The organism is Biostraticola tofi (assembly GCF_004343195.1).
Taxonomy (GTDB): domain Bacteria; phylum Pseudomonadota; class Gammaproteobacteria; order Enterobacterales; family Enterobacteriaceae; genus Biostraticola; species Biostraticola tofi.
Genome location: NZ_SMCR01000002.1, coordinates 613109 through 629824, shown reverse-complemented (window position 1 = coordinate 629824; position 16716 = coordinate 613109). Strand labels below are relative to the sequence as shown.

The 16716-nt window shown below is 55.4% G+C and carries 16 protein-coding genes and 2 pseudogenes; 4 read left to right on the top strand and 14 right to left on the bottom strand.

Annotated elements, in window-relative coordinates; translation table 11 throughout:
- Positions 1–231: 231 nt before the first annotated feature.
- Positions 232–1167 (bottom strand): TPM domain-containing protein, encoded by a 936-nt coding sequence (locus tag EDC52_RS07030; protein WP_131864601.1) that lies wholly within the window; start codon positions 1165–1167, stop codon positions 232–234.
- Positions 1167–1769 carry a LemA family protein gene (locus EDC52_RS07025; RefSeq protein WP_131864600.1) on the bottom strand — a complete coding sequence of 201 codons (603 nt, stop codon included), beginning with the start codon at positions 1767–1769 and terminating at the stop codon, positions 1167–1169. The genes EDC52_RS07030 and EDC52_RS07025 overlap by 1 nt, the downstream gene beginning before the upstream one ends.
- 256 nt (positions 1770–2025) lie before the next feature.
- Between EDC52_RS07025 and EDC52_RS07020 the strand changes: the two are divergent.
- The 4 genes and pseudogenes from EDC52_RS07020 to mutS all read left to right on the top strand — a co-directional run.
- Positions 2026–2205, top strand: a pseudogene (locus tag EDC52_RS07020) (transposase); the annotation flags it as partial.
- A 199-nt stretch (positions 2206–2404) separates the two neighbouring features.
- A pseudogene (locus EDC52_RS07015) lies at positions 2405–2662 on the top strand (hypothetical protein); the annotation flags it as partial.
- A gap of 17 nt (positions 2663–2679) precedes the next feature.
- Positions 2680–3006, top strand: coding sequence for a DUF1493 family protein (locus EDC52_RS07010; protein WP_131864599.1), 327 nt, complete (start codon positions 2680–2682; stop codon positions 3004–3006).
- Between the two features lie 740 nt (positions 3007–3746).
- Positions 3747–6311 carry a DNA mismatch repair protein MutS gene (mutS, locus tag EDC52_RS07005; protein WP_131864598.1) on the top strand — a complete coding sequence of 855 codons (2565 nt, stop codon included), beginning with the start codon at positions 3747–3749 and terminating at the stop codon, positions 6309–6311.
- A gap of 192 nt (positions 6312–6503) precedes the next feature.
- On the opposite strand, the gene rpoS is transcribed toward mutS, so the two are convergent.
- The 12 genes from rpoS to cysD all read right to left on the bottom strand — a co-directional run bounded on the left by rpoS (position 6504) and on the right by cysD (position 16709).
- A complete protein-coding gene (gene rpoS / locus EDC52_RS07000) occupies positions 6504–7493 on the bottom strand; it encodes an RNA polymerase sigma factor RpoS (RefSeq protein ID WP_131864597.1) in 990 nt (329 codons plus the stop codon).
- 49 nt (positions 7494–7542) lie between these two features.
- A complete protein-coding gene (nlpD, locus tag EDC52_RS06995) occupies positions 7543–8796 on the bottom strand; it encodes a murein hydrolase activator NlpD (RefSeq protein WP_131864698.1) in 1254 nt (417 codons plus the stop codon).
- Between the two features lie 240 nt (positions 8797–9036).
- Positions 9037–9663: a protein-L-isoaspartate(D-aspartate) O-methyltransferase gene (locus EDC52_RS06990; RefSeq protein WP_131864596.1), complete on the bottom strand. Its 627-nt coding sequence runs from the start codon at positions 9661–9663 to the stop codon at positions 9037–9039.
- Entirely contained in the window at positions 9657–10418 is a 762-nt protein-coding gene (gene surE, locus EDC52_RS06985; RefSeq protein ID WP_131864595.1) for a 5'/3'-nucleotidase SurE, read from the bottom strand. The genes EDC52_RS06990 and surE overlap by 7 nt, the downstream gene beginning before the upstream one ends.
- 198 nt (positions 10419–10616) lie before the next feature.
- A complete protein-coding gene (gene truD / locus EDC52_RS06980; protein WP_131864594.1) occupies positions 10617–11666 on the bottom strand; it encodes a tRNA pseudouridine(13) synthase TruD in 1050 nt (349 codons plus the stop codon).
- Complete coding sequence (gene ispF, locus EDC52_RS06975) at positions 11663–12139, bottom strand: 2-C-methyl-D-erythritol 2,4-cyclodiphosphate synthase (RefSeq protein WP_131864593.1); 477 nt, start codon at positions 12137–12139, stop codon at positions 11663–11665. The genes truD and ispF overlap by 4 nt, the downstream gene beginning before the upstream one ends.
- Positions 12139–12858 (bottom strand): 2-C-methyl-D-erythritol 4-phosphate cytidylyltransferase, encoded by a 720-nt coding sequence (gene ispD, locus EDC52_RS06970; protein ID WP_131864592.1) that lies wholly within the window; start codon positions 12856–12858, stop codon positions 12139–12141. Before ispD ends, ispF begins: the two co-directional genes overlap by 1 nt.
- A complete protein-coding gene (gene ftsB, locus EDC52_RS06965; protein ID WP_131864591.1) occupies positions 12858–13175 on the bottom strand; it encodes a cell division protein FtsB in 318 nt (105 codons plus the stop codon). Before ftsB ends, ispD begins: the two co-directional genes overlap by 1 nt.
- Positions 13176–13334: 159 nt before the next feature.
- Positions 13335–13682, bottom strand: a complete 348-nt coding sequence (locus EDC52_RS06960) for a DUF3561 family protein (RefSeq protein ID WP_131864590.1) — start codon at positions 13680–13682, stop codon at positions 13335–13337.
- A 59-nt stretch (positions 13683–13741) separates the two neighbouring features.
- Complete coding sequence (gene cysC / locus EDC52_RS06955) at positions 13742–14359, bottom strand: adenylyl-sulfate kinase (protein WP_131864589.1); 618 nt, start codon at positions 14357–14359, stop codon at positions 13742–13744.
- 2 nt (positions 14360–14361) lie between these two features.
- Positions 14362–15789: a sulfate adenylyltransferase subunit CysN gene (cysN, locus tag EDC52_RS06950; protein WP_131864588.1), complete on the bottom strand. Its 1428-nt coding sequence runs from the start codon at positions 15787–15789 to the stop codon at positions 14362–14364.
- Positions 15790–15800: 11 nt separating this feature from the next.
- A complete protein-coding gene (gene cysD / locus EDC52_RS06945; protein WP_131864587.1) occupies positions 15801–16709 on the bottom strand; it encodes a sulfate adenylyltransferase subunit CysD in 909 nt (302 codons plus the stop codon).
- Positions 16710–16716 lie beyond the last annotated feature (7 nt).

Sequence of the window (16716 nt, the reverse complement as noted above, 5' to 3'; positions counted from 1 at the left end):
GCAACGCTTTACTCTGGTACCATCTTAACCAGGAACGATTAAAAGCCATTAACAGGGCATCACAAAGCTACTGCGATAACCCATGCTGAGCTGATTCTTACTCACCCTACAGGGATGAAATGGAGCGATGTCGATAGACTACCAGTCGATGACACACTGGATCAGTGAAGCATTAAAAAGGGCTGGGAACAGACGACGCTGCGCGACCGGAAGCAAAACGCCATGGCGAGACTACCACCGTCCTGATGCGCCGCCGCCGCCGCTCGATCCGCCACCGCCGCTAGAGCCGCCGCCCCCTGAGCTCCCGCCGCCGCCGCCGCGTCCACTGCGTCCACTGCGTCCACTGCGGGCACTGCGGGCACTGCGGGCACTGCGACCACTGCGACCACTGCGACCAGCAAAGCTACTCGTTAAGGACAAAATGATCGCCAGCGGCACCAAAGTAAACATAAACAAGGTGGCATAATCTTTAATATCTTCCGCCCCTTGGCCCAAGGAAACATTGTAGCAAGCAGCCATCACCACCATTGCCAGGCCACACTTCAATGCGCGCACTACCGGTACCCCGCGCCGAAAAATGAGCAATGGCAATAAAACCATACCCCACAGCCACATGCCTATGGTTTTCGGCGAAAGCTGACGCGCCGTGGGTTCCTCGGGCAGAGGCTGTCCGTCGAGCAGCGTACGGATATCCGCGACCCCCTGGCTAATGCCTTTATAATATTGATTTTTCTTGAATTCAGGCAGAACGCTGTTGCGTAAAATGCGGCCAGTTTGTACATCGGTAAGCGTGCCCTCCAGTCCATAGCCCACTTCTATACGCACCGTATGATCATTGACAGCGACCAGAAACAACATGCCGTCGTCACGTTTTTTGTCGCCAAGTTTCCACTGATCGAAAACGCGCGTCGCAAACTGCTCTACCGTATCATCGCCGGTAGTGTTCACTAACAATACCGCTATCTGAGCGCTGCGCTGCGCTTCAATGTCAGTCAGTGTCGCCATCAACGTGCGCTGCTCATCGGCGCTCAACGTGTGAGTGAGATCCGTTACCCGCGCGTGTAATGGCGGCACCGGTATCGTGTCGGCCTGCGCAATGCTGAACGTCAGCATGCACAGCACAAGCAGGATAAGACGCTGCATCATGGCCTCCTTTACTGCCAGCATCAGTGCGCCGGCGCCGGTGTGCCGAAATCTACCGTGGGCGCGTGTGAGATAGCCTGCTCATCCTCAGGCGTGAAGTTCGCTTTGGCATGATAGCCCATCGCTTTAGCCACCAGCACCCCGGGGAATTGGCGAATCAGCGTATTGTAGCGCTGCACTGCCGACACATAGCGACCACGAGCAACGGCGATACGGTTTTCGGTACCTTCAAGCTGTACCATTAAATCCTGATATAGCCCGTTGGCTTTTAACTCAGGATAGCGCTCACTGACCGCGATTAAGCGCGACAGCGCACCGCCAAGCTGGGTTTGCGCCTGTTGCCAGCGGGCCTGCGCTGTCGCGTCGTCGGGCTGTTGATTCAGCGCTTGCGTGGCTTGTGCGGTGCGGCTTCGTGCCTGCGCGACCTGGGTAAGTACCTCAGTTTCATGATTGGCGTAGGATCTCACGGTAGCAACCAGGTTAGGGATGAGATCTGCACGGCGTTGATACTGGTTAAGCACTTCAGCCCAGGCGGCCGTCACCTTTTCATCACTGCTCTGAATATCGTTATAGCCACACCCCGACAGCATAAAGATGGCCAGCAGTGCCAGCCAAATGCGCATCATAATGTTATTCCTCAATATTGACCTGGAGACAAGTCTAGCGCATGGCGTGCGTAAAGGGCAATTGCCGTGGCTAGCCAAGCAACCATCGCCAATATCGGCTTTGCCCTGATCGTCTGTTTCATGGTTTCTATCGCTTTAACTGACAAAGGCTATGCGAGTTGTTTTTGTAGTAGCCCCCTGATGATCCATACACTTTGACCCGCCTAAAATAAGAGGTCGGCTTGGAACTTTGTTCAAGACTGGTCAAAGCGAAATCATGGCTACTGTTCTTACTGAGCCAGAGCGACGCCGCCGTCGTCGCCCCCCGCAGGAGAAGATCGCCATCGTTCATAAAACCTTCCAGCCAGGAAGCTCCGTTTCTCTTGTCGCTCGTCGTCATAATGTGACTGCTAATCAAGTCTTTAAATGGCGTAAGCCATACCAGGACGGTCGCATGATATAGGGGGTCAAAACCAGTCATGGCGGAAAATGCAGCGGCAATCAAGCGCAACAATCCAAATGAGGGGAGATTAGGGTCTGTCCCTGTTTCCAATATCGTTGATACACCTATGGCCCTGTACCCACCAACGGGCTTATTAATTTCTATTGCTTAACATCGCGTGGTCAGATCGTAGACTGCGTTTTTGGTAGCCGTTATGATTGCATTTCACACAGGATTTATAAGTGATTGTGAAAAGGATACGGTTGAGGAACTCAACGGAACATACTTCTTTGCCGGTAAGTCCAATCTGAGCGTTGCACAGCGGCTGTTTATGATTTTTTGCGAGAATACGGCAAGCCAATTGGGGATTGGCGCGGCCGATTTTGGGGCTATTGTCTCGGGTAGAAACCACTTAGGCATAAGGGGCAAGTTTGCCAATGCGACGAAAGGAACCTCTTACGCCTCAAAAGCGCGGGGCAACGATAAGTTATGGTAGATAGTATCGAACAGCGAGTTTATGAGCTTGTACGGCCATATGCTGGCACGTATCTGTTCAATGTTAAACAGGTAGAACTAACGCCTGAGACTGATTTTGATACTGATCTCAACATTGATGAGCTTGAAGCCGAAGATCTCATGAATGAGTTTTTCGAGAAACTCAACGTTGAACGGGGCAACTTCAAGATCGAAACCTACTTCCCCAACCTCCCTTTTTCATGTAATCCGTTCAAGAAAACGGAACCTGTACCCGTCCCAGATTTCACTATCGGTATGCTGATTGAATCAGCTAAAGCAGGGAAATGGTTGTACGAATAATCGCAAGGCGCTTAATAAGTGGCTGTACCCGTACACTTATTTTTGACCGATGGGGATGGCGCTGGTTTTGCCCCCCCTATCTCCGGTCACGAATTACGCGGACTTCCCAAATATCTGTCGTGCCAGTTGAGCGCATGAAGTGGTTTTAAGCCTACATGTCCATACACTTATTCCCGCTTAGGTTGAAGGTTTCCCCACGCGCCGATATTCTCTTGGCGAGCGATATTCTAAAGCGCTAGTGTGTTTTCTCGCTAGCCGAACCGCCATCTCCCATCACTATGTTGGCTATGGAGATGGAAGAAGGATGAGATATCATTCACCCTGACATTAAGGACAACATTGCTTTGCACACTGGCTTGTGGAAAAGTGCATAGTCTCATCGATGTCAATCAAGCAAGCATAGACCTAAATGGAAAAGTTGATGAGCTAGGTTTATTGCGTTGGGCGGTCGTTGATTGTCAAGGGTTTACCTGTAATGTCGGCAACTGCTTTTTAATCTTCACCAACCGTCAGCCAGGTCCGTCTCCACGAAATGTCTGTATCGATAACGTGTTGATTAACATAGAATGACTTACAGTCATTTTACAGAAATGTCTCACCTATATCAGCAGTGCGATTTCATATTCTGGATAGCTTTTTGATTACTGCTGGCCGACAATTTTTGGTTTTATAGGGCTTACCAGGGTTTCGCTTGCGGCCAACTGAGAACGCCAAAGAATTATAAACCGAGTTAAATCAATATGAAAGAGTCTACAGACATGGACCTATCTGCCCACACCCCAATGATGCAGCAGTACCTCAAGCTAAAGGCGCAGCACCCCGATATTCTGCTGTTCTACCGGATGGGCGATTTCTATGAGATGTTCTATGACGACGCCAAGCGCGCCTCCCAGTTGATGGATATCTCGCTGACCAAGCGGGGAGCGTCCGCCGGTGAGCCGATACCGATGGCCGGTGTGCCCTATCATGCGGTGGATACCTATCTGGCCAAACTGGTCAATCTGGGCGAGTCGGTGGCCATCTGCGAGCAAATCGGCGATCCGGCGACATCCAAGGGACCGGTCGAGCGTCGGGTAGTCAGAATCGTTACGCCGGGCACACTGACCGACGAGGCGCTGCTGAGCGAACGCCAGGACAATCTGCTGGCCGCTATCTGGCAACAGGCCGAGGGCTTTGGCTATGCCACGCTTGATATCACCTCCGGCCGTTTCCTGGTCACTGAACCCGCCGACCGGGAGGCGATGGCCGCCGAGCTGCAGCGCACCAATCCGGCCGAGCTTTTGTTCCCGGAAACCTTCCACGATATGCCGCTGATTGAACACCGGCGCGGCCTGCGCCGCCGCCCGATCTGGGAATTCGAACTCGATACCGCGCGCCAACAGCTAAATCTGCAGTTCGGCACGCGCGATCTGAACGGTTTCGGCGTCGAGCGTGCGCTAGCGGCGCTGTGTGCAGCCGGCTGCCTGCTGCAGTATGTGAAGGATACCCAGCGTACCTCCCTGCCCCATATTCGATCCATTACTCTCGAGCGGCAGCAGGACGCTATCGTCATGGATGCCGCCACTCGCCGCAACCTTGAGCTGACCCAGAACCTGGGCGGCGGAGTGGACAATACCCTGGCAGAAATTCTTGATCATACGGTGACGCCGATGGGCAGCCGGATGCTTAAGCGCTGGATCCATATGCCCAAGCGCAACCGGGTAGTGCTCGGCCACCGGCAACAGGCTATCGTAGCGCTGCAGGAACGCTATCCAGAGCTGCAGCCAGTGCTGCGCCAGGTCGGCGATCTGGAACGGGTGCTGGCGCGTCTGGCGCTACGCAGCGCCCGGCCGCGTGATCTGGCCCGTATGCGCCATGCATTCCAGCAACTGCCGGCCCTCCATCAGCAGCTGTGCGCCGAACCGACGGAACATATCCAGAACCTGCTCGGCCAGGTCGGCCGATTCGAAGAGCTGAACACCCTGCTGGAAACGGCAATCATCGAAGCGCCGCCGGTGCTGGTGAGGGATGGCGGCGTGATAGCACCGGGTTATAACGCCGAACTGGATGAATGGCGTGCCCTGGCCGATGGCGCCACCGACTATCTGGACCGCCTGGAAATCCGCGAACGCGAACAGACCGGGCTTGATACGCTGAAGGTCGGCTTTAATGCCATTCATGGTTATTACATTCAATTGAGCCGTGGCCAGAGCCATCTGGCGCCGATGCACTATATGCGCCGCCAGACGCTGAAAAATGCCGAGCGTTACATTATTCCTGAGCTTAAGGAGTATGAGGACAAGGTGCTGACCTCCAAAGGCAAAGCGCTGGCGCTGGAAAAAATGCTCTATGACCAGTTGTTTGACCTGTTGCTGCCCCATCTGGCTGATTTGCAGCACAGCGCCGCCGCGCTGGCGGAGCTGGATGTGCTCGCCAATCTGGCCGAACGCGCGGAAACACTCAACTATACCTGCCCTACACTTTCCGAGGTGCCGGAGATTCGGATAGTCGATGGACGCCATCCGGTGGTGGAACAGGTATTAAGCGAGCCCTTTATTGCCAATCCGCTGTCGCTGGCCCGTGAACGGCGGATGCTGATTATTACCGGCCCTAATATGGGCGGTAAAAGCACCTATATGCGCCAGACGGCCCTTATTGTCCTGATGGCGTATATCGGCAGTTTTGTGCCGGCGACCCAAGCGGTTATCGGGCCCATCGATCGCATTTTTACTCGCGTCGGCGCCGCGGATGATCTCGCGTCAGGCCGTTCAACCTTTATGGTGGAGATGACCGAGACGGCGAATATTCTGCACAATGCCACTCCCCAGAGTCTGGTGCTGATGGATGAAATTGGTCGGGGTACATCTACCTATGATGGACTGTCGTTGGCTTGGGCCTGTGCCGAAAACCTGGCGGGTAAAATCAAAGCCATGACCCTGTTTGCCACCCACTATTTCGAGCTGACGACGCTGCCGGAGAAGATGGAAGGTGTGGTGAATGTGCATCTGGATGCCCTGGAGCATGGAGAGACGATAGCGTTTATGCATCGGGTGCAGGATGGCGCTGCCAGCAAAAGCTACGGGTTATCGGTGGCCGCCCTGGCGGGTGTGCCGAAAGAGGTCATCAAACGGGCCAGGCAGAAGCTGAAAGAGCTGGAAAATCTGTCTGCCGGCGCCGGTGCCGGCACGGTCGATGGATCACAACTGTCGCTGCTGCAGCCAGAGGAAACCCCTGAGGCGGTTGAGGCCCTGCAGGCCTTGGACCCCGATACGCTATCGCCGCGTCAGGCGCTGGAGATGATTTATCGCCTGAAAGACATGGTCTGACTGTGAGTGCGCCACCTGGTCCACGGCAACCCTGGTCGTCAACGCAACGCTTCGGCGCAGCAGCCGGACCAGCCCTACACAGGCTGACGTCACCGGTAGTTGACGTCAGCGACAATTGAAGACAAAAAAACGCGGCAGGGGATACCTGCCGCGTTTTTTATTACCGCCCGCAAGGACAGTTGTATCGTTTACTTATTCACGAAACAGGGCTTCAATATTCAATCCCTGTGTCTGCAGTATTTCACGCAGACGACGCAGGCCTTCAACCTGAATTTGCCGTACACGCTCACGTGTAAGACCAATTTCACGACCCACATCTTCAAGCGTAGCCGCTTCATAGCCCAGCAGACCAAAGCGTCTGGCCAGCACTTCACGCTGTTTAGCGTTCAGTTCGAACAGCCACTTGACGATGCTTTGTTTCATATCATCGTCTTGAGTGGTGTCTTCCGGGCCACTCTCTTTTTCGTCAGACAAAATGTCCAGCAAAGCCTTTTCAGAGTCACCGCCCAATGGGGTGTCTACTGAGGTGATACGCTCGTTGAGACGCAGCATGCGGGTGACATCGTCAACCGGTTTATCAAGCTGCTGAGCAATCTCTTCGGCGCTTGGCTCGTGGTCCAGTTTGTGTGAGAGCTCGCGTGCGGTGCGCAAATAAACATTAAGCTCTTTAACGATATGGATTGGCAGGCGAATCGTACGGGTTTGATTCATGATGGCCCGTTCGATGGTCTGTCGAATCCACCAGGTTGCGTAAGTAGAAAAACGGAATCCTCTTTCTGGATCAAATTTCTCTACCGCGCGGATAAGACCCAGGTTTCCCTCTTCGATCAAATCCAGCAGCGCAAGTCCACGGTTACTATAACGGCGGGCGATTTTCACCACCAACCGCAAGTTGCTTTCGATCATACGACGTCGTGAGGGAACATCGCCCCGCAGTGCGCGTCGAGCAAAATAGACTTCTTCTTCGGCTGTGAGAAGCGGGGAGTATCCTATCTCGCCCAGGTAGAGCTGCGTCGCATCCAGCACACGCTGGCTGGCGCCTTGTGACAGCAGCTCTTCTTCGGCTATATCATTATCAGCAGGCTCATCTACTAGCGCCTTCTCGTCAAATGATTCTGCGCCATTCTCATCGAATTCAGCATCTTCATGTAACTCGTTAACTTTCAGCGTATTTTGGCTCATAGTGGCTCCTACCCGTGATCCCTGACGAGATATGACTCATCCCGCCTAATTATCGCTGCGGAAGGTAACGCAGCGGGTTTACGGATTTCCCCTTGTAACGAATTTCAAAATGCAATCTTACTGAGCTGGTCCCCGTGCTACCCATGGTAGCTATCTGCTGTCCCGCCTTAACTTCTTGTTGTTCCCGGACCAGCATTGTATCGTTATGGGCGTAAGCACTCAGGTAATCATCATTATGTTTGATGATAATCAGATTACCGTAACCCCTTAAAGCATTGCCTGCATACACTACACGACCGCCTGAGGTCGAGAGTATCGGCTGACCACGTGACCCGGAGATATCGATCCCTTTGTTGCCGCCTTCAGAGGCGGAAAAGTTGTCGATGATTTTACCATCCGTAGGCCACCGCCATCCGGCAATTGCCGTGTTCCCCGACGCTACACTGGGTGGCGTGGTAGAGGGAGCGGTAACAGGCGCTGTTGTCGCAACAACGGTGCCCGTAGTGGGTAACATTTTGCCGCCGTTTGAGGGCAACATTTTCCCTACATTCTGTTTACCTGAACTTTCAGAATACGCATTGTTCGCTTGAGAATCAATACCCGGGTTCACCAATTGCGTATTCGAAGCAGGATTTGGTGCGCCACCATTGCCGGTGTTGCTTGCCAGCATACCACCGCCACTCGTACCGGTTCCGCTTCCGGTGAGAGGTGCCGCTCCGTTACCAACCTGCAAAGTTTGACCTACATTAAGGCCATATGGTTCCGGAATATTGTTCCTTTTGGCTAAGTCCCTGAAATCAGTACCTGTTATCCAGGCTATATAGAACAGAGTATCGCCACGCTTGACCTGATACGTGGTGCCTGAATAAGAACCCTTAGGAATGGAATTGTAGCTGCGGTTATAAACAATATTCCCTTGAGAGGAAACGTCGGTACCGCCCCCTGATGCCGCCGCTGACGGAGCAGCCGTAGGATTGTCCGACGACGCGCCGGCAGAGGGATATGGGGCTACCGCGCCTGATCCTGAAGGGGAAGAGGGATACGGCGCTGCCGTGCCTTGTCCGGCAGTCGACGAAGGATACGGCGCCAGCGGAGTTGACGTCGATGCCCTGGCGGGGGTTGAAACCGCCCCGCCGGCAGATTGATTCTGCCCAGGCCGGTTTGACACCAGCCCGCCACGGCCACCGCCGCCATCTACGCTACTTATGGGGGCGGCAGCGTCATCACTGGCACATCCAGCCAAACACAAACTCGCTACTGTTCCTACCGCAATGCGGCGCCAGTAGCATTTTGGGCTTCCCATGCTCATCTCTCCCCTGTGGCAGCAAAGCCAATCATCATTCCAAATATGCCAGACATTATCGTTATACATCCTTTACACACTGAATACCTCAGCATTCAGAGTATTTTAAGCTATTTCCTAAAAGGTTCAGGCTGAAGATAATGCTAGCAACAACCGATGTAAGGCGCCATTAAACACCTGTATAGAAATTTAAGTAAGCCAGCGCCATGATCAAAAAAAGTGTCTTCCCAAACAGCGCGCTCAGGCAAGCTCGCCTTTGACCAGCGGGACAAAACGAACCATTTCAATGGTTTCTACGCTAAATTCATTGTTGTGCCGACGCACCCGGGTCAGATGCTGGCTTTCTTCGCCAACCGGCAACACCATGATGCCGCCCTCATCCAGCTGAGCCATTAGCGCCGGAGGAATTTCAGGCGGGGCAGCAGTGACGATAATGGCGTCGAACGGTCCTTTGGAAGGCCAGCCCAGCCAGCCGTCACCGTGGCGGGTAGAAATATTATGCAGATCAAGCTGTTTCAGGCGGCGCTTGGCCTGCCATTGCAGTTTTTTGATGCGCTCGACTGAACAGACATGCTGTACCAGGTGCGCCAGGATCGCGGTTTGATAACCTGAACCGGTGCCGATTTCCAGCACTCTTGACGTGGGTTGCAGCGCCAGCAGCGCCGTCATGCGGGCGACGATATAGGGCTGGGAAATCGTCTGACCGAGGCCAATCGGCAGCGCGGTATTATCATAGGCCTTGTGCTCAAAGGCTTCATCGATAAAACGTTCCCGCGGCACCGCCTCGATAGCCTGCAACAGACGCTCATCGTGGATCCCAAGCAAGCGCAGTTGCGACAGCAGGACCTGCGTACGGCCATCTACCATTGACTCTCGACCTCCGCGTTAACCAGCCACTTTTCCAGTACCGACTGAGCCGACCAGGCGGTCAAATCGACCTGTAGCGGCGTTATCGATACATATCCTTCTTCGACAGCGGCAAAATCCGTGTCCGGGCCTTTATCGAAGGTTTCTCCCGGCGGCCCGATCCAGAACATCTCACGACCGCGCGGATCCAGGGTGCGGATGGCCTGATTGGACGGATGCCTGCTGCCGCAGCGCGTCACCCGTATCCCCTTCAGCGACGACAACGGCAAATCAGGCACATTGATATTCAAAATTTTCCCGGTACGCAGCGGCGTTTTCCCCAGCGCCCGGAGTAACCCGCAGGTGACGGCTGCCGCCGTTTCATAATGACGCTCGCCATTCAGCGATATCGCCAGCGCCGGGAAACCGAGATGGCGGCCTTCCATCGCCGCAGCGACGGTGCCCGAATAAATCACATCGTCGCCCAGATTGGGGCCGGCGTTGATGCCGGACACCACAATATCCGGTGCCGGACGCATCAGTGCGTTGACGCCCAGGTAGACACAGTCGGTCGGGGTGCCCGAAAGCACGGCGATATCGCCGTTGCTCTCGGTCTGGATACGTAAAGGAGCATCCAGCGTCAGCGAATTGGACGCGCCGCTCCGGTTACGGTCAGGTGCCACAATTTGAATATCGGCAAATTGGCGCAGGGCTTCAGCCAGGGTCTGAATGCCGGGCGCATGGATCCCATCGTCATTACATAAAAGTATGCGCATAGTAATTAGCTTTATAGAATAATTATCGATTTCAACGCGCTGCACACCATTGGGCAAAAGCATCTGCAATTATTGATTGCTCAGCCAATACCCAATGAACAACCCTGCCGGTTACGAAAAAACAATAATGGCATGAAACGTCACGCCGGTGAAGCCGGCAATTCGGGCTGTGGGGCAAAAAAAACGGGGTAGCATTCGCTATAGGGCGACGTCTGCGTCAGCAACTAGCAATTCTCTTACAACACTTGTAGCAAAACTGCCGGCAGGAAGCGCAAAGGACATTGCTAGCGTTTGTGGATCCTGCCAGTTCCAGGCCAAATCCTGGGGCACAATGCTGATGGCGCGCCGCGCAGGCTCCAGCCGCTCCCGGACCAGCAGCCCCAATAGGGCGGGTTGACTCTCCAGGCAGCCCTGTTCAAACGCCAGCGCGTCACCAGCGGTACCTGCTGGGCCATCGCCCGGCAGCGGTGCCGTTACGCTGAGCTCGCCCTGCGCCACTCTCTCGGTCAACAGGGGGAGTTCATCGGCCAATGCGATAAACCAGCTGCCGCGTCCGGTCAGTTGCAGCGCATCGCCGGCCAGCACCTGTCCGGCACCGAAACGGGCCAGACGCTGGCTGACGACCAGGTTAAACAGTGCACTGCGGGCGCTGGACAGATAGAAACTGCGTTTTCCCCGATCTTTGATGCGAACGTCATCAGCGGCCCATTTCAAGGCCATCTCCAGGTTGTTGCCCTGACGACCAAAACGCTGGCTGCCGAAATAATTGGGTACCCCCAGGTGGCTTATCAGTGACAACCGCTGTTCAACCGAGTCACGGTCGCTGACCTGACGCAGCACCAGTCTGAATCGATTGCCCTTGAGCGTACCGATACGCAATTTACGGCGATGGCGGGTCACTGCAAGCACCTGGCAGCCTTCAAGCTGGAATTGGCTGAAGTCCGGCGCGGTTTTGCCGGGGATGCGCAAGCAGAACCATTGCTCGGTAATAGCATGGCGGTCTTTCATGCCGGCATAACTGACCGAGCGCAGCGCAATGCCGGCGAATTTGGCCAACGCTTCAGCGACGAAAACGGTGTTGCAGCCGGTTTTACGCAGCCGCACCAGAATATGTTCGCCCTCGCCATCCGGCGCAAAGCCCAGATCTTCGGTAACGATAAAATCACCGGCGGTGGACTTCAGCACGCCGGTGGCTGACGGCCTGGTGTGGAGCCAATGCAGTTGGCTCTCTACGAGTCCGGCGCTCATGGGCGTTTTATCAGCAGCGCTACCGCTGCACAGGCGATGCCTTCGCCTCGGCCGGTGAAGCCCAACTGCTCGGTGGTGGTCGCCTTGACATTAACCTCATCGATATGACAGGCCAAGTCTTCGGCAATGTGGACGCGCATTTGTGGAATATGCGGGGCCATTTTAGGCGCCTGGGCAATCAGGGTGATATCCACATTGCCCAGCAGATAACCTTTGGCCTGGATGCGGCGCCAGGCTTCTCGCAACAGTTCACGGCTGTCAGCCCCTTTGAAGGCCGGATCGGTATCTGGAAACAGCTTGCCAATGTCGCCGAGCGCGGCGGCGCCAAGCAGCGCATCGGTCAGGGCGTGCAGCGCCACATCGCCGTCGGAGTGGGCCAGCAGCCCCTGCGCATAAGGAATACGAACGCCGCCGATGATAAGCGGGCCTTCGCCGCCGAATTTATGAACATCAAAACCATGGCCGATGCGCATCAGACCTTCTCCCCTTTATGCAATTGAGTCAGATAAAAAGCCGCCAGGTCCAGATCTTCCGGACGCGTGACTTTGATGTTATCGGCCCGGCCCGGCACCAGTAGCGGCCGATAACCGCAATATTCCAAGGCCGAAGCTTCATCAGTGATGACCGCTCCTGCGTCGAGCGCCCGTTCCAGGCACGACAACAGCAGTCGGCCGGGAAAAAGCTGGGGCGTCAGGGCATGCCAGAGATTGTTGCGATCAATCGTCTGGGCGATATGAGCTCCATCAGCGGCCGCCCGTTTCATGGTGTCCCGCACCGGCGCGGCCAGGATACCGCCGATATCGGACTGGGCAGTCAGCGCTAAAAGGCGCAACAGGTCATCCTGATGGAGGCAGGGCCTGGCGGCATCATGCACCAGTACCCAGGGTGCCTCGCCAGCAAGCCGCAGCCCGGCCAATACTGAATCGGCCCGTTCCCGGCCCCCTGGCACCTGGCGGACGCGCGCATCCTGGCTGACTGGCAGCCGGTCGAACCAGCAGTCATCCGGGCTCAGTGCCACGATCACCTGGCGAATGCAGGGTTGCGCCAGCAGCGCCGCTATGGCGTGCTCAATGACGGTTTTATCACCAATGGCGAGGTACTGCTTGGGGAAGGACATCTGCATGCGGCTGCCCAGGCCTGCCGCCGGCACAATAGCAATAATATCCTCAAAGGATCCTGCGGGTGAAAGCATTATTGATTATCTTGAGAAGCTGGCGCCGTGGTACGCCGTTTAGATTGGTCCGGAACAAGGCGATAGAAGCTCTCGCCGGGCTTTATCATGCCAAGCTCGTTGCGTGAGCGTTCCTCGATGGCTTCCTGGCCACCGTTCAAATCATCGATCTCAGCAAACAGCTGGTCGTTGCGCGCTTTAAGCTTGGCATTACTGCCCTGCTGAACCGCGACATCGCTTTCAACACGGACTAAATCGTGAACTCCGTTTTTACCGAGCCACAGTGAGTATTGTAACCATCCAAGCAGTACTAATAACAGCAGCGTAAGTTTTCCCATCCCCGCCCCCTGAAAGACAGCACAATCATCCCATATCTTCAGGCCGGACTCCACACCAGGCGGAAAATAGAGTTACCAAAGCCGCATATCGCCGCTTTTTCGCGCGCTTTTAAGACGGATTTTTACCGTTTGTTACCAGCAGCAATCATGGGCGGGGGTTCACCAGCCGGTCAATCGGGAAAATACTAGCCAGAACAGCGTAAAGATTGACAGCCCGCTTAACAGGATTACCCCTAAGATCCGGCCGGGTAAGAGCAGACCGAAAAGCATGCCAATCAGCACCGACAGCGGCATCAGCGCCAGGAAAAAAGGCCAGGTATACAGCAGGACAAATAAGGCGTTCGCCCCATAGATAATAATAGGCACGGCAAACGCCAGCCAGTAGAAGGTAAAGCCGGCCATGCCGGCCCAGAAACTGCCGGGTAACGCATTTCCGTGGCGAGACAGGTGCCTTTTCAACGTAAAACGTAGCGGCTGAATGCCTTTTAACCGGGTGATTTGCTGCATAACGTACCTGCGCGTGGTGATAGCAGACCGTCACGCAAGTTTAGCGGCGATCAGGCCAGTCAGGATCCGATAATAACGCGGCTGCGCAGCAGGTCTAATAAACGCAGCGTCAAATCTGTTACCAATTGTTCGCCGTTCAGATGCACTTCCGGTGCCAGTGGCGCCTCATACACGGCATCTATGCCGGTGAAGTTACGCAGTTCACCGGCACGGGCTTTTTTATACAGCCCTTTGGGATCGCGGGCTTCACAAATGGACAGCGGCGTATCGACAAATACCTCAATAAAGCGGGCCTCGGGCAGCATGTCACGCACCATGCGCCTTTCAGCCCGGTGAGGGGAAATAAACGCCGTCAAAACCACCAGACCTGCATCCACCATCAGCCTGGCGACTTCACCTACCCGCCGGATGTTCTCACGCCGGTCTTCATCACTGAAGCCCAGGTCGCGACACAGGCCGTGTCGCACGTTATCACCGTCAAGCAGATAGGTGCTGACGCCAGACTGATGCAGCGCCTGCTCCAGCGCCCCGGCCAGGGTAGACTTGCCGGAGCCCGACAAACCGGTGAACCACAGCACTGCGCCCTGATGGCGATGTAATTGCTCACGATCCTGGCGGATCACCGGATGGTCATGCCAGCGGATATTTTCATCCGCTGCCCCCCTATGCTCGGCCATGGTTATTTGCCTCCCAGCAGGTCGCGAGCGCCCCAATGGGGGAAGTGGCGGCGCACCAGGGAATTGAGTTCAACTTCAAAGTCACTGAAGCTCTGCGGTTCACGGTACACCTCCTCTAACGGTTCACGCACCATACCGGCGCCGACCGTCACATTGGTCAAGCGATCGATAAATATCAATCCGCCGGTCACCGCATTGTCGGCATATCTGTCCAGCACCATCGGCTCGTCGAAGGCCAGTTCCACCAGGCCGATCCCGTTCAGCGGCAGACTGTCGGTCACCCGCTGCGTCAGGCTGTTGATCTCTACCTGATACTGGATATTTTCCAGCCGGGCACGGGTCTTTTTGCCGGCAATCTTGATATCAAAGCTCTGACCGACGCTCAGGGGCTGGTCAGTCATCCAGACCACATCGACCTGGGCGTTCTGCACCGTGCGGATGTCAGCCGCGGCATCGACGATCATATCGCCGCGGCTGATATCGATTTCATCGGCGAGCACCAGCGTTACCGCTTCTCCAGCCCAGGCTTCCGGCAGACTGCCGTCAAAGGTCACAATCCGGTCGATAGTCGAACTCAGCCCCGAAGGCAGCACTTTGATCTTTTGTCCCACTCGCAGCACACCTGAAGCGACAGTGCCAGCGTAACCGCGAAAGTCCAGGTCGGGCCGATTGACATACTGCACCGGGAACCGCACCGGCTGCTGTTCATTGAGGTTAAGCACCTCCACGTTTTCCAGCAGATCCAGCAACGTCGGCCCCTGATACCAGGGCATAGAGGCTGCCGGACTGGCGACATTGTCCCCTTCCAGCGCCGAGATCGGTACAAAGCTGATATTCAGGTCCGCCGGCAGCTGCTGGGCAAACAGCCGGTAATCCTGTGTGAACTGCTCATAGACCTGCTGATCATAGTTGACCAGATCCATTTTATTGACCGCCACCACCAGGTGGCGGATCCCAAGCAGGGTACTGATAAAGCTGTGGCGCCGCGTCTGATCCAGCACGCCTTTGCGAGCGTCGATTAACAGAATCGCCAAATCGCAGGTCGAGGCGCCGGTGGCCATATTGCGGGTATACTGCTCATGCCCCGGCGTATCGGCGATAATGAATTTGCGCTTTTCAGTGGAGAAGTAGCGGTAGGCCACATCAATAGTGATGCCCTGCTCGCGTTCAGCCTGCAGGCCATCGACCAGCAGCGCCAGGTCGAGCTTTTCGCCCTGGGTGCCCAGGCGCTTGCTGTCTGAATGCAGTGTCGACAGCTGGTCTTCATAAATCTGCCGGGTATCGTGCAGCAGGCGTCCTATCAGGGTACTTTTCCCATCATCGACGCTGCCGCAGGTCAGAAAGCGCAGCAGCGTTTTGTGCTGTTGGGCATGCAGGTAAGCTTCCACCCCGCCCTGCTCAGCGATCTGTCTGGCTATGGCATTGTTCATGTGATCGCTCCTCAGAAGTAGCCCTGGCGTTTTTTCATTTCCATCGATCCGGACTGATCGCGGTCGATGACTCTTCCCTGCCGTTCACTGGTGGTGGACACCAGCATTTCTTCGATGATCGAAGGCAAGGTTTCGGCGGTGGATTCCACCGCGCCGGTCAACGGCCAGCAGCCGAGCGTCCTGAAACGTACCATGCGCTGGGTGATGACTTCGCCAGGCTGCAGGTCAATGCGGTCGTCGTCCACCATCAGCAGCATACCGTCGCGTTCCAGCACCGGTCGCGGCTTGGCCAGGTACAGCGGGACGATTTCAATGTTTTCCAGGTAGATGTACTGCCAGATATCCAGCTCGGTCCAGTTGGAAAGCGGAAACACCCGAATGCTTTCGCCCTTGTTAATCTGGCCATTGTAGTTGTGCCAGAGTTCGGGCCGTTGGTTTTTCGGATCCCAGCGGTGCAGACGATCGCGGAACGAATAGATACGCTCTTTGGCGCGCGATTTCTCTTCATCGCGACGGGCTCCGCCAAAGGCGGCGTCAAAGCCGTATTTATCTAGCGCCTGCTTCAACCCTTCGGTTTTCATGATATCGGTGTGCTTGGCGCTACCGTGAACAAACGGGTTAATGCCCAGTTTTTCCCCTTCGAGATTACGGTGTACCAGCAGATCGCAGCCATAGGCCCTGGCGGTGTGATCGCGGAACTGGTACATCTCGCGGAATTTCCAGCCGGTATCCACATGCAGCAGCGGAAAAGGAAGCGTGCCGGGAAAAAACGCCTTTCTCGCCAGATGCAGCATCACCGAGGAATCTTTACCGATGGAATACATCATCACCGGATTATCGAATTCAGCGGCGACTTCACGGATGATATGGATGCTTTCCGCTTCCAGCTGTCGCAAATGGGTGAATCGTTGTTGGTCCATTAAATAC